Here is a 13,468-nt window from a genome sequence, read left to right on the forward strand (position 1 = left end):
GTTCGGGGCCGCCGGGCCGGGAGCGGAGCGGTGTGAGCTTGCTCGCAGTGGGTGGCGTGCGGGCGGTCGCCGGAGGTCCGGAATCGGTGGTTCGGGGCTTCACCGGATAGGCTTTGGGCCGAGCTGCCGTGACCCGGTGTGACGCCGAGGGCGCGGGGCGACCTTCTGACAACAGCAGACGCGGCCGAGGAGTCCACCCGGATGAGCACCACCCACACCGACCGGCTGCGAGCGTTGCTGGAGCCGCTGGCCGAGCAGGCCGGACTGGACCTGGAGGACGTCAGGGTCACCAAGACGGGCAGCCGTCGGCAGGTGCAGATCGACGTCGACACCGAGGGCGGTGTGGACATGGACGCCATCGCCGAGTTCAGCCGGGTGGTCGGTGAGGCCCTGGACGAGTCGGACCTGATGGGGGACGAGGCGTACCTGCTGGAGGTCGGCTCGCCGGGTGCGGAGCGTCCGCTGGTCCTGCCCCGGCACTGGCAGCGCGCCCAGGGCCGACTGGCCAAGATCCACCTGGAGGACGGCGGGGAGATCGTCGCCCGGGTGCTGGAGGCCGACGAGGACGGCGCACTGGTCGAGGTGCAGCCGGTGAAGGGGCGCGGCCGCCCGAAGGAGCGCCGTCTGGCGTACGCGGAGGTGGCCCGGGCTCGCGTCCAGGTCGAGTTCAACCGCAAGGACGACGACGCGCTCCTGGACGAGGCAGCCGACTTCGACGAGGGGGACGACGGCGCCGAGTGAACCACCGGTGCCGTACGACCATGACGAACGTGACGAAAGACGAGGAGGCGTAGCCGTGGACATCGACATGAGTGCCCTGCGCACGCTGGTCAACGAGAAGAACATCCCCTTCGACCTGCTGGTCGAGTCCATCGAGTCCGCCCTCCTCACCGCGTACCACCGCACCGAGGGCTCGCGCCGCCGGGCCCGGGTGCACCTGGACCGCAAGAGCGGCCACGTCACCGTGTGGGCCATGGAGGACCCGGCGGAGCTGGACGAGGGCGTCGAGCCGAAGGAATTCGACGACACCCCGAGCGGCTTCGGCCGGATCGCGTCCAGCATCGGCATCCAGGTGATGATGCAGCGCCTGCGCGACGCCGCCGACGACCAGACCTTCGGTGAGTACGCGGGCAAGGAGGGCGACATCGTCACCGGTGTCGTCCAGCAGGGCAACGACCCGAAGAACGTGCTGGTCGACATCGGCAAGCTGGAGGCCATCCTGCCGCCGCAGGAGCAGGTCCCGGGCGAGGACTACCGCCACGGCACCCGGCTGAAGTGCTACGTGGTGGCCGTGCGCCGTGGTGTGCGCGGGGCTTCGGTGACGCTGTCGCGGACCCACCCGAGCCTGGTGAAGAAGCTGTTCGCGCTGGAGGTCCCGGAGATCGCGGACGGCAGCGTGGAGATCGCGGCGATCGCCCGCGAGGCCGGCCACCGGACCAAGATCGCGGTCTGGTCGCGCCGCCAGGGCCTGAACGCCAAGGGCGCCTGCATCGGCCCGATGGGCTCCCGGGTGCGCGCGGTGATGGGCGAGCTGCACGGCGAGAAGATCGACATCGTCGACTGGTCGGAGGACCCCCGGGAGATGGTGGCCGCCGCCCTGTCGCCCGCGCGGGTGACCAGCGTGGAGATCGTGGACGCCGCCCAGCGTTCCGCCCGGGTGATCGTGCCGGACTACCAGCTGTCGCTGGCGATCGGCAAGGAGGGGCAGAACGCCCGCCTGGCCGCCCGTCTGACCGGCTGGCGGATCGACATCCGTCCGGACACCGAGGGCCAGGCCGAGGAATCCCAGGCCCGGTAGCCGGTGTTGTCCTAGTCGCCCGTGTCGGTCCTCCGGGATCGGCGGGGCGGCGCCATGTCGCTTCGGAGGGGTAGACTTGCCTTCGTCTGGCCGGACGCATGTCCGAGCACGCCCGGAACGCACCTGCGTGGGCTGCCGCAAGCGCGCGGCCAAGCATCAGCTGTTGCGTGTCACGGCGGTCGAGGGCGAGTGCGTCCCCGATCCCCGTGGCGCACTGCCGGGCCGGGGCGCTCACCTGCATCCCGACCCCGGCTGCCTCGACCTCGCGGTCCGCCGTCGGGCGTTCCCCCGGGCCTTCCGGCTCCAGGGCGCGCTCGACACGGAGCGGCTCCGCGAGTTCATCGGGGAGCGGGCGGGCGAAGCCTCGTAGCAGGGCCGCCTCCCGCGACGGCCGCCGCTCGCGCGGCGGAGAACCACCGCAACAAGCACAGCGCGCGGGTAGCCGCGCGCCGTGCCACCAGTCAGGTACCTCGCGATGTGGAAGTAGGTCGAGATTGCGATGAGCACTCGATGAGTACGCGATGAGTACGCGATGGGTACGCCCATGAAGTAGCGACAGTCCGGCGGACGAGACCCCCGGACTCATAGACAGGAGTGAAGTGGCTAAGGTCCGGGTTTATGAACTCGCCAAGGAGCTTGGCTTGGAGAGCAAGGCCGTCATGGCCAAGCTCACCGAGCTCGGCGAGTTCGTTCGTTCGGCGTCCTCGACGATCGAGGCGCCGGTCGTGCGCAAGCTGACTGACGCGCTTGGTGTGGCCCCCACCTCTGGTGGTTCCGCTGCCAAGCCGGGCCCGCGGAAGACCGCGGCGCCCTCCCCCGCCGCCGGTTCGGGTGCCCCGAAGCCGGGGGCTCCGACCCCGGGTCCGCGCCCCGGCGCGACCCCTGGTCCCCGTCCGACCCCGGCTGCTGCCGCCGCGCCTTCCGCGCCGGCCGCCGCCGCCCCCGCCGCCCCGAAGCCGGGCGCGCCGACCCCGGGCCCGCGCCCGGCCGCGCGTCCCGCCGCTCCGGCGGCCCCGGCCGCGCCCGCGGCCGAGTTCTCCTCGCCGGCTCCGGCCGGTGACGCCCCGCGTCCGTCCGCCCAGGCCCCGCGCCCGAGCGGCCAGGCTGCCGGCGGCGCCCGTCCGGGCCCGCGCCCGGCCGGCCCGCGTCCGGGCAACAACCCGTTCACCTCGGGCAGCGCGACCGGCATGGGCCGCCCCGGTGACCGCCGTCAGGGCGGTCAGGGCGAGCGTCCGCGTCCGGGCGGTGCCCCGGGTGCCGGTGCTCCCCGTCCGGGTGGCGACCGTCCGCGTCCCGCCGGTGCCCCGGGTGCCGGTGCGCCGCGTCCCGGTGGCGACCGTCCGCGTCCCGCCGGTGCCCCGGGTGCCGGTGCGCCGCGTCCCGGTGGCGACCGTCCGCGTCCGGGCGGTGCCCCGGGTGCCGGTGCCCCCCGTCCGGGTGGCGACCGTCCGCGTCCCGACGGCATGCCTCGTCCGGCCGCGCCGCGTCCCGGCGGCCCGACCCCGTCCGGCATGCCGCGCCCGAACCCGGGCATGATGCCGCAGCGTCCGGCCGGCCCGCGTCCCGGCCCGGGTGGCCGTGGTCCGGGTGGCCCCGGCGGCCGTCCGGGTGGTCCGGGTGCCGGTGGCGGCGCCCGTCCGGGCTTCCAGGGTCGTCCGGCCGGTCCGGGCTCGCGTCCGGCCGGTGGCGGCGGCTTCGGCGGTCCGCGTCCCGGTGGTGCCCCCGGCGGCGGTGGCGGCTTCGGCCCGCGTCCCGGCGGCTTCGGCGGTCGTCCCGGCGGCCCGGGTGCCCGTGGTGGCACGCAGGGCGCCTTCGGTCGTGGCCCGGGCGGTCGCCCGGCGCGTGGCCGCAAGTCGAAGCGGGCGAAGCGCCAGGAGTACGAGGCCATGCAGGCCCCGTCCGTCGGCGGTGTGATGCTGCCTCGCGGCAACGGCCAGACCGTTCGCCTGTCGAGCGGCGCCTCGCTGATGGACTTCGCGGAGAAGATCAACGCCAACCCGGCCGCGCTCGTCTCCGTCATGTTCAACCTCGGTGAGATGGTCACCGCGACGCAGTCGGTCTCCGACGCCACGCTTCAGCTGCTGGCCGACGAGATGGGCTTCCAGCTGGAGATCGTCAGCCGGGACGACGAGGACCGCGAGCTGCTGGAGTCGTTCGACATCGACTTCGGTGCCAACGAGGGCGACGAGGACCAGCTGGCCCCGCGCCCGCCGGTCGTCACCGTCATGGGTCACGTCGACCACGGTAAGACCCGCCTGCTGGACGCCATCCGCAAGTCCAACGTGGTGGCGGGCGAGGCCGGTGGCATCACCCAGCACATCGGTGCCTACCAGGTCGTCACCGAGGTGAACGGCGAGCAGCGCCCGATCACCTTCCTCGACACCCCGGGTCACGAGGCGTTCTCCGCCATGCGTGCCCGTGGTGCCAAGTCCACCGACATCGCGATCCTGGTGGTCGCGGCCAACGACGGTGTCATGCCGCAGACGGTCGAGGCGCTGAACCACGCCAAGGCCGCGGGTGTGCCGATCGTGGTCGCCGTCAACAAGATCGACGTCGAGGGCGCCGACCCGACCAAGGTCCGCGGTCAGCTGACCGAGTTCGGTCTGGTGGCCGAGGAGTACGGCGGCGACACCATGTTCGTCGACATCTCCGCGCGCCAGGGTCTGAACATCGACCAGCTGCTGGAGGCCGTGGTCCTGACCGCGGACGCCTCGCTCGACCTGCGGGCCAACCCGGAGCAGGACGCGCAGGGTATTGCGATCGAAGCCCACCTGGACAAGGGCCGCGGCGCCATGGCGACCGTCCTGGTCCAGCGCGGTACCCTCCGCGTCGGTGACTCGATCGTCGTGGGCGACGCCTACGGCCGCGTCCGCGCCATGCTGGACGAGAACGGCAACAACCTCTCCGAGGCCGGCCCGTCCCGTCCGGTGCTGCTGCTCGGTCTGACCTCGGTGCCCCGCGCCGGCGACAGCTTCATCGTCGTCGACGAGGACCGCACCGCCCGTCAGATCGCCGAGAAGCGCTCGGCCCGCGACCGCAACGCCGCCTTCGCGCAGCGTCGGGTCCGGGTGTCCCTGGAGGACCTGGACAAGGCCATCGCCGCCGGCTCCATCGAGCAGCTCAACCTCATCATCAAGGGTGACGTCTCCGGTTCGGTCGAGGCCCTTGAGGACGCCCTCGTCAAGCTGGACGTGGGCGAGGAGGTCGAGCTCCGGGTCCTGCACCGCGGTGTGGGTGCCATCACCGAGTCCGACGTGGACCTGGCGATGGGCTCGGACGCCATCATCATCGGCTTCAACGTGCGCGCCGAAGGCCGTGCGCGCGCCGCGGCCGACAAGGAAGGCGTGGACGTCCGGTACTACTCGGTCATCTACCAGGCGATCGAGGAGATCGAGAACGCCCTCAAGGGCATGCTCAAGCCGGAGTACGAGGAGGTGCGCCTCGGCGCCGCGGAGATCCGCGAGGTCTTCCGCTCCTCCAAGTTCGGCAACATCGCCGGTGTCCTGGTCCGCGACGGCATCATCCGCCGCAACGCCAAGGCCCGCCTCATCCGCGACGGCAAGGTCGTGGCGGAGAGCCTCACCATCGAGGGTCTGCGCCGCTTCAAGGACGACGCGACCGAGGTCCGCGAGGGCTTCGAGGCCGGTGTCACCCTGGGGTCGTTCAACGACATCAAGGTCGACGACATCATCGAGACCTACGAGATGCGCGAGAAGCCGCGCGCCTAGTCGGTGTCAGCCGGGGCCGGTCGACGGGTGGTATTTCCGTCGACCGGCCCCGGTCTCGCTGTGTAGGGTCCTGGAGTGTCAGCCCGGTCAGGGGCTGCTCTCCGAGGCCTTCAGGTCGGCTAGACCTGTCACACATGTTCGTGGGAACACTCACCTTCGACCTGCTGCTGGGCGACGTCCACTCGCTCAAGGAGAAGCGTTCGATCGTGCGGCCCATCGTGGCCGAACTGCAGCGCAAGTACAGCGTGTGCGCTGCAGAGACCGGGAACCAGGACCTGCACCGCCGGGCCGAGATCGGCCTCGCGGTGGTCTCCGGCGAAGCCGGGTACATCACCGAGGTCCTGGACAGCTGTGAGCGGTTGGTCGCCGGCCGCCCCGAGGTACAGCTCCTCTCCGCGAGGAGGCGGTACCACAACGACGACGACGAATGAGAGCTGTGGAGCAGGCCGGCGGAAGTCGCCGTTCTCACACAGATCAGGACCGAGAGCGCCCGCAAGGCCGGGCGCGGGCCGGTACTTTGGGGCATGGGCCCCGACGGGTGCGCAGCTCGCCCGGGTACCGGGCCCACTGCACGAGGAGGCAACGTGACCGACACCGCTAGGGCGCGCAAGCTCGCCGACCGCATCCAGGTGGTCGTCGCCCAGACCCTGGAACGGCGGATCAAGGACCCCCGTCTGGGGTTCGTGACCATCACCGACACCCGGGTGACCGGAGACCTGCGCGAGGCCACCGTCTTCTACACCGTCTTCGGTGACGAGACCGAGCGCGAGGCCAGCGCGGCCGCGCTGGAGAGCGCCAAGGGCGTGATCCGCTCCGAGGTCGGCAAGATCGGGGTGCGCTTCACCCCGACGCTGACCTTCGTCGCGGACGCGCTGCCGGACAACGCCCGGAACATCGACGACCTGCTCGACCGGGCCCGCACCTCGGACGCCGCGGTGCGCACCCAGGCCGCGGGGAAGAGCTACGCCGGCGACGCGGACCCGTACCGGGTCCCCGCGTCCGAGCGTGACGACGAGGACGAGTAGTCATGGCGGGTGAGCCGGCGCAGGCCGCCTCGCGAGCCGGATCGACCACGGGGGCGTCCTCCACCAGCACGGTGGAGGGTGCCCTCGCGGCGCTCCCGGCCCCGCGCACCGAGGAGAGCGGTTTCGAGCTGCTCTGGCAGCAGGTGGTGGCGGAGATCGGGCGGGCCCGTTCGATCGACCTGATCTGCCACATCTGCCCGGACGGTGACGCGCTGGGCTCCTCGCTGGCGGCCGCGCTGGCGCTGCGCGCGCTCGGCAAGCAGGTGCGGGTGTCCTTCGGCGACGACCCGCAGATCGTGCCCGAGTCGCTGGCCTTCCTGCCCGGCCAGGAGCTGATCGTGCCGGCCGCCGAGGTGCCGGACGTGCCCGAGCTGGTGCTCTGCTTCGACGTGGCCGCGCAGAGCCGGCTCGGCCTGCTGCACGACAAGGCCTTCGCCGCGCCCGTCCTGGCGGTCTTCGACCACCACGCCTCCAACCCGGGCTTCGGCACCCACCAGTTGATCGACCCGGCCGCGCCGGCCACCGCCGTCCTGGTGGACGAACTGCTGCGCCGGCTCGGCGTCGAGCTCGACCAGGACCTGGCCACCTGTCTCTACACCGGGGTCGCCACCGACACCGGCTCGTTCAAGTACCGGGCCACCACGCCCGCCACCCACGAACTGGCCGGGCGGCTGCTGGCCACCGGCATCCGGCACGACCTGATCTCCCGTCGGCTGTGGGACACCTCCTCCTTCGGCTACCTCAAGGTGCTCGCGGGCGCGCTCGACCGGGCCGTCTACGAGCCGGAGGCGGCCGGCGGGCTGGGCCTGGTGTGGACCTGGGTGCCGTACCAGGACCTCGCGCTGTTCAGCGTCACGGTCGAGGAGATCGAGGGGCTGATCGACATCCTGCGCCGCCCGGCCGAGGCCGAGGTGGCGCTGGTGCTGAAGCAGGACCCGGACGGGACGCTGCGCGGCTCCTCGCGCTCCAAGGGGGCGGTGGACGTCGCCGCGGCCTGCGCCGAACTGGGCGGCGGGGGGCACGTCTTCGCGGCCGGTTTCAGCGTCCGGGAGGACGTCGCCGCGGTGGTCGAGCGGTTCCGGGACGCGCTGGGCCCGGTACGTTGATCGTCTCTGCTGAATGTTGTTGAGAGAAAGAACCCGATGAAGCGCAAAGGCACCGGCCCCGACGGCCTGGTGATCGTCGACAAGCCCGAGGGCATCACCTCGCACGGGGTCGTCGCCAAGCTGAGGTGGCTGGCCGGGACCCGCAAGGTCGGGCACGCCGGCACGCTGGACCCGATGGCCACCGGCGTCCTGGTGATCGGCGTCGAGCGGGCCACCCGGCTGCTCGGCCACCTGATGCTCACCGCCAAGACGTACGAGGCGACCGTCCGGCTCGGCCAGACCACCGTCACCGACGACCGCGAGGGCGAGGTCACCTCCTCGGCCCCGGCCGACGCCGTCACCAGGGAGGCGATCGATGCCGGGATCGCGGCCCTCACCGGCGAGATCATGCAGGTGCCGTCCAAGGTCAGCGCGATCAAGATCGACGGCAAGCGCTCCTACGCGCGGGTGCGCGAGGGCGAGGACTTCGAGCTCGCGGCCCGGCCGACCACGATCCACTCCTTCACCGTGCACGAGCAGCGTGCCGCCCTCGCCGAGGACGGCACGCCGGTGATCGACCTGGACGTCACCGTGGAGTGCTCCTCCGGCACCTACATCCGGGCGCTGGCCCGGGACCTCGGCGCCGGGCTGGGCGTCGGCGGGCACCTGACCGCGCTGCGGCGCACCAAGGTCGGGCCGTACGGGGTGGAGTCGGCGCACACCCTGGAGCAGCTGGAGGCCCAGGTCACCGGCGAGGAGGCCAAGGGACTGGAGGTGCTGCCGATCGGCGAGGCCGCGGCGGCCGCCTTCCCGCGCTGGGACCTGGACGAGGCCTCGGCGCAGAAGCTGTCGCACGGCGCCCGGCTGAAGGCGCCCGGACTGGGCGTGGACGGGCCGATCGCGGTGTTCGGGCCGGACGGGCGCTTCCTCGCGCTGGTCGAGGAGAAGGACGGGCAGGCGAAGCCGGTCGCGGTCTTCGTCGGCTGACGTCCCGTCGCCGCTGCGGGCCCCGTCAGGAGTCATCCTGACGGGGCTTCGGCGTTCCCGGAGGCCTCTTCACCCGAACGGGGAGTCACCCGCGCGAGGGAGCGCGCGGAGTGAACACCCGTGGTGAGCGGCGCGGGAGCGGTCGGGGAGCCGCTCCGGCGGGCAGGCTCCCGGCGGCGGGCGAGCGACGGTCGAAGGGGCGCGGGATGCCGGGGTTTCAGGAGGGCGATCCGGGGCGGTACCTGCTGCGGATCCGCGACCTCAACGGGCGGCTGCACGGCTTAGGGTTCGTCGCCGACCCGCAGGGGGTCGTGCTGACGGCCCACGAGAGCGTGGCCGGCCTGGACCGGGTCGTCCTCCACACCCCCGGCGGGCAGACCAGGGTGCTCGGCCCGGACGCCGTCCTGCCGCTGCCCGAGCACGGCCTCGCGCTGCTGCGCACCGACGCGGTCGGCGGGCTGCCGGTGCCGCCGCTGCCGCTGGCCGCCGTCGCGCCCGGACACCAGGTGCTGCTGCCCGCCCTGGCGGGGGAGGACGGCCGGGCGGTCGCCCTGCGCTGCGGGCTGCTCGCGGTCACCGGCGCGGAGTACCGCGGGCACCGGCTGGGCGGGGTGCTGCTGCTGGACGTGCCGGTGGTCTCCGGGGTGGAGGTGCCGGCCGGCTCACCGGTGCTGGACGTCCACAGCGGCGCGGTGGTCGCGCTGGCCGCCCCAGCCCTGCGCGGGCCCCGGCACGGTGGCGCGCTGCCGGCCGTGGCGGCCGGGGGCGGGGAGGCGGCCGCCGGGGCGCTGGCCGGGCTGCTGGCCGGCAACGCGGCCGCGGTGCCCGGCTACGGGCGGGCGCTCAACCTGGCCGGGGTGCTGCGGCTGGCCGGCGCCCAGGTCGCGGCCGCCGGAGCCGGACCGGGCCGGGTGGGCCGGCTGGCCGCGGACCGGGTGGACCGGCCGGACGGCCTGGCCGGGGAGGAACCGGCCGCGACCGTCACCGTGCTGGTCGGCGCCCCCGGCAGCGGACGCACCACCGAACTGGCCGCGCTGGCCGCCCGCCGCTGCGCCGCCGCCGAACCGCTGCCCACCCTCTGGCTGCGCGGCGCCGACCTGCGCGCCGGGGACCGCTCGCTCGCCGAGCCGGTGGAGCGGGCGCTGGCCGCGGCGGCCGCCGGACTCGGCACCCCGGCGCCCGCGCCCGAGCAGGTCGCGGCCCTGTGCGCGGCGGCCGGACGCCCGCTGCTGGTGGTCCTGGACGGCCCCGAGGAGGCCCCCGTGCCGGTGGACGCGCGCTGGTTGCGCGGCGCCGGCCAGTGGCTGACCGGCTGCGGGGCCCGGCTGCTGACCGCCTGCGGGGAGGAGCTGTGGGAACGGCTCGCCGCCGAGGCCTGGGGCAGCGGCGCCCCCGGCCCGTACCGGCCCCGGGAGCCGCACCCGGACGGCGACCTGAGCAGCACCCCCACCGTACGGATGGACGGCCACGGCCGGGGTGGGCCGAGCCTGGCCGGGCAGCGGCTCGGCCCGCTGCCCCCCGAGGCGGCCGGGCGGGTGCGCCGCCGGTACGGGCTGCCGCCCGGCCACCCGGCCGCCGCCGAGGACGCACGGCACCCGCTGGCCGTCCGGCTGGCCGCGGAGTTGTGGGCCCAGGGGCTGTACGACGGGCCGGTGCGCCGCAGCGAGCTGTTCGGCGCCGTCCTGGACCTGCGCTGCCTGCGGGTGGCCCAGCGGCTGGCCGAGGACGGCCGGCCGCGCCGCCCGGGCGCCCACCGCCGGGGCGCCGCGCAGTCGGGCGGGCCCCGGCACGGGCGGGTGCGCCGGCTCGCGGCGGCGGTGGCCGGGCGGGTGCACGAGGCGGCCCGCCGGATGCTCGGCGGCGAGGCGGGCGGCGGGCTGGACCAGGAGGCCTTCGAGGAGCTGTTCCCGGTCGAGGGCGGCTGGGCCCCGGCGGTGCTCGCCGAGGGCCTGTTCGTTCCGGCCGGGCCCGGATTCCGCTTCGCGCACGGGGAGTTCGCGGACTGGCTGCAGGGCGGGCACCTCGACCTGGACGCGGCGCTGCGGCTGCTGCTCGGCGAGGCCGAGGACACCCCGCCCCGGCCCGCCGACGGGCCCGAGGAGCCCGGCGGCCACCGGGCGGGGGAGGCCCGGGAGATCCCCCGGCACCGGATCGGCCCGGTCGTCGCCGCGCTGCGCCGGGTGGCCGAGACCTGGGGCGCCCGCGCCCTGGACCCGTGGCTGCACCGGATCTGGCGCGCCCTGGACCTGCGCCCGGCGGGCAGCGAACCCGCCTGGTGGGCGGCCCGGTTGCTCGCCGAGGGCCTGACCGTCAGCCCCGAGCCGACCGAACACCGGGAGCTGCTCGACCAGTTGGCCGTCCGGATCGCCGAACGGGCGGGCCCGGCGGGCGCGGTGGCGCTCCCGTCGGCTGGGCTGGGCCGCTTCGGACCCGCCTTCTGGACCGGCCTCGGCCTGCCCGTCGACGCCGAACTCGCCCTGCTGCGCCACCTGGTGGCCGCCGACGGCCCGGAGCGGCAGTTCCTCGCCGTGGTGGCCGAGCGGCTGCGCGCGGATCCGGTCGGGGTGTTCCCGTTGCTCTGCGCCTGGTTCGAGGACCGTTCCGGCCCCAGCGCCACCGCCGAACTCGCCCACGACCTGCTGTACGCCCACCGTCGGCTCGCCCTGGACGAGTTGGCCGACGCGCTGGCCGCCGCCGCGCACCCGAGGGCGGACGCGCTGCTCTCCGTGCTCGCCGCCGAGGAGCCGTCCGCGCTCTGCCGCGCGGTGGACCGGTGGAGCCACGACCGGCGGCCCGAACGGCACGTCGCGGCCGCCGTGCACGGGCTGCGGACGGCCCCGCACGCCTCCGGTGCCGGGGTCGAGCTGCTGCGGTACACCGCGCTGACCCTGCTCGGCCGGGAGGACGAGCCCGGCCTGCACGGGGCCGCGCTGGCCCTGCTGGTGGGCGATCCGGCAACGAGGGCCGTCCACCTGCCGGCCGCGCTCGCCCGGCTCCGGGCGGGCGGTGACGCCCTCCTCACCCCGCGGGCGTTCGGCCCGGCCCTGGAGAGCGACCCGGAGCCGGTCCTGGCCGCGCTCGCCGGGGCCTGTCTCCACACTCCGGCCGAGACGTTGCGGGTGCTGGCGGACGCCACCGCCCCGGCGGCCCTGCGGCCGGGCGCCGAGCTGGTCGTCCGGCTGCTGCGGGCGCACCCGGGGCTGGCCGGCCCGGTCGCCGTCGACTACCTCGGCCGTCGGCTGGGCCGCGCCACCGCCGTCGTCCCGGCCGACCGGCTGGAGCTGCGGATGCTGCTCGGCGCCGCGCTGGCCGCCCGCAGCGCGGCGGTCCGCCGGCCGTTCGCCGAGGCGCTGTCCGTCCCGGTGGCCGATCCGGCGGCGGACGCGCTGCGCTGCGAGCTGCTGGACACCCTGCTGGCCACCGAGACCGACCCGGCGGTGCTGACCGCCGTCGTGGAGCGGCTCGCCGAGCACTGCGCGGCCGAGAAGCCCGCCCGGGCCAGGGCGGTGCTGGCCCGCGCCACCCCGGGGCTGCCGGGCGCGGACGAACTGCTGGTGCGCTGCGCCGGGCGGTCCGCGGCCTTCGCCCGGCTGCTGGCGCGCCGGCCGTCCGGCGCCGCGCCGACCGCCCCGGACGGCCCGCGGCCGGCCCGGCTGCGGGCTCTGGCGGTGTCCGGACGGGATCCTCAGTACGCCGCCGCCGAGGCCGAACGGGCTCTGCCCGAGCGGGCCGAGGGGCCCTCGGTGCGCTCAACCCGTATTCCGGTGCCTGAGCCGGGGCAGGCGCATGGCACGCTATAGGGGTTCGGGTTTTGAGCGTTTGAGCGTACAGAGGGTACGCGCCGTACGGAACAAGGAGCGGTCTGGTGCAGCGCTGGCGTGGCCTGGAGGAGATCCCCGCTGATTGGGGGCGCAGCGTCGTCACCATCGGCTCGTTCGACGGGGTGCACCGCGGGCATCAGCTGATCATCGGACGGGCGGTCGAGCGCGCCCGTGAACTCGGCCTGCCTTCGGTCGTGGTGACCTTCGACCCGCACCCGCGCGAGGTCATCCGCCCGGGCAGTCACCCGCCGCTGCTCGCGCCGCACCCGCGCCGCGCCGAGCTGATCGCGGAGCTCGGGGTGGACGCGGTGCTGGTGCTGCCGTTCACCGCCGAGTTCTCGCAGGAGTCCCCGGAGACCTTCGTCCGGCAGGTGCTGGTGGACGCGCTGCACGCGCGGCTCGTCATCGAGGGCCCCAACTTCCGCTTCGGACACCGGGCCGCCGGGAACGTGGCGCTGCTCGGCGAGCTGGGCCGGGCGGACGACTTCGAGGTCGAGGTGATCGACCTCAAGGTGTGCGGCACGGCCGGGGACGGCGAGCCGTTCTCGTCGAGCCTGACCCGCCGGCTGGTCGAAGCCGGGGACATGGCCGGCGCCAACGAGGTGCTGGGCCGCCCGCACCGGGTCGAGGGTGTGGTGGTGCGCGGTGCGCAGCGCGGCCGCGAGCTGGGCTACCCGACCGCCAACGTCGAGACCGTGCCGCACAGCGCGATCCCGGCCGACGGCGTGTACGCGGGCTGGCTCACCGCGCAGGGGGAGCGGATGCCGGCGGCGATCTCGGTCGGCACCAACCCGACATTCGACGGCACCGCCCGCACTGTGGAGGCGTACGCCATCGACCGGGTCGGCCTGGACCTGTACGGGATGCACGTGGCCGTCGACTTCCTGGACTACCTGCGCGGGATGGAGAAGTTCGACTCCATCGACGCGCTGCTGGACCGGATGGCCGACGACGTCAAGCGGGCGCGGGAGCTGACCGACGGCGCCTGAGCCGCAGCGTGAAACGGAAGGGCCCGCCGACACCG

The 13,468-nt window shown here is 74.7% G+C and carries 10 protein-coding genes; all 10 read left to right on the forward strand.

The genetic code is table 11. From position 1 onward, the window contains the following. Window positions 1-201 precede the first annotated feature (201 nt). The 10 genes from rimP (at window position 202) to QWJ13_RS32940 (ending at window position 13,433) form a co-directional block, all read left to right on the forward strand. Window positions 202-741, forward strand: a complete 540-nt coding sequence (gene rimP / locus QWJ13_RS32895; protein WP_316529199.1) for a ribosome maturation factor RimP — start codon at window positions 202-204, stop codon at window positions 739-741. A gap of 55 nt (window positions 742-796) precedes the next feature. Beyond that, complete coding sequence (gene nusA, locus QWJ13_RS32900; protein WP_316529200.1) at window positions 797-1,798, forward strand: transcription termination factor NusA; 1,002 nt, start codon at window positions 797-799, stop codon at window positions 1,796-1,798. A 76-nt stretch (window positions 1,799-1,874) separates the two neighbouring features. Beyond that, entirely contained in the window at window positions 1,875-2,168 is a 294-nt protein-coding gene (locus QWJ13_RS32905) for a YlxR family protein (protein ID WP_316529203.1), read from the forward strand. A gap of 229 nt (window positions 2,169-2,397) precedes the next feature. Continuing rightward, window positions 2,398-5,526 (forward strand): translation initiation factor IF-2, encoded by a 3,129-nt coding sequence (gene infB / locus QWJ13_RS32910; RefSeq protein ID WP_316529204.1) that lies wholly within the window; start codon window positions 2,398-2,400, stop codon window positions 5,524-5,526. Window positions 5,527-5,660: 134 nt separating this feature from the next. Next, window positions 5,661-5,957 (forward strand): DUF503 domain-containing protein, encoded by a 297-nt coding sequence (locus tag QWJ13_RS32915; protein WP_316529206.1) that lies wholly within the window; start codon window positions 5,661-5,663, stop codon window positions 5,955-5,957. Window positions 5,958-6,110: 153 nt separating this feature from the next. After that, window positions 6,111-6,551: a 30S ribosome-binding factor RbfA gene (gene rbfA, locus QWJ13_RS32920; protein ID WP_316529208.1), complete on the forward strand. Its 441-nt coding sequence runs from the start codon at window positions 6,111-6,113 to the stop codon at window positions 6,549-6,551. 2 nt (window positions 6,552-6,553) lie between these two features. Further along, window positions 6,554-7,657, forward strand: coding sequence for a DHH family phosphoesterase (locus QWJ13_RS32925; protein ID WP_316529210.1), 1,104 nt, complete (start codon window positions 6,554-6,556; stop codon window positions 7,655-7,657). A 36-nt stretch (window positions 7,658-7,693) separates the two neighbouring features. Then, entirely contained in the window at window positions 7,694-8,623 is a 930-nt protein-coding gene (truB, locus tag QWJ13_RS32930; protein WP_316529211.1) for a tRNA pseudouridine(55) synthase TruB, read from the forward strand. A 206-nt stretch (window positions 8,624-8,829) separates the two neighbouring features. Further along, window positions 8,830-12,423 (forward strand): trypsin-like peptidase domain-containing protein, encoded by a 3,594-nt coding sequence (locus QWJ13_RS32935; RefSeq protein ID WP_316529212.1) that lies wholly within the window; start codon window positions 8,830-8,832, stop codon window positions 12,421-12,423. 65 nt (window positions 12,424-12,488) lie between these two features. Next, complete coding sequence (locus tag QWJ13_RS32940) at window positions 12,489-13,433, forward strand: bifunctional riboflavin kinase/FAD synthetase (RefSeq protein ID WP_316529213.1); 945 nt, start codon at window positions 12,489-12,491, stop codon at window positions 13,431-13,433. Window positions 13,434-13,468: the final 35 nt, after the last annotated feature.

Source organism: Kitasatospora brasiliensis (assembly GCF_032654805.1).
Taxonomy (GTDB): Bacteria; Actinomycetota; Actinomycetes; order Streptomycetales; family Streptomycetaceae; genus Kitasatospora; species Kitasatospora brasiliensis.

Bases quoted from the DNA above. Each gene is read 5' to 3' on its own strand.
- rimP (WP_316529199.1), top strand. From the start codon at position 202: ATGAGCACCACCCACACCGACCGGCTGCGAGCGTTGCTGGAGCCGCTG.
- QWJ13_RS32915 (WP_316529206.1), top strand. From the start codon at position 5,661: ATGTTCGTGGGAACACTCACCTTCGACCTGCTGCTGGGCGACGTCCAC.
- QWJ13_RS32925 (WP_316529210.1), top strand. From the start codon at position 6,554: ATGGCGGGTGAGCCGGCGCAGGCCGCCTCGCGAGCCGGATCGACCACG.
- truB (WP_316529211.1), top strand. From the start codon at position 7,694: ATGAAGCGCAAAGGCACCGGCCCCGACGGCCTGGTGATCGTCGACAAG.
- QWJ13_RS32935 (WP_316529212.1), top strand. From the start codon at position 8,830: ATGCCGGGGTTTCAGGAGGGCGATCCGGGGCGGTACCTGCTGCGGATC.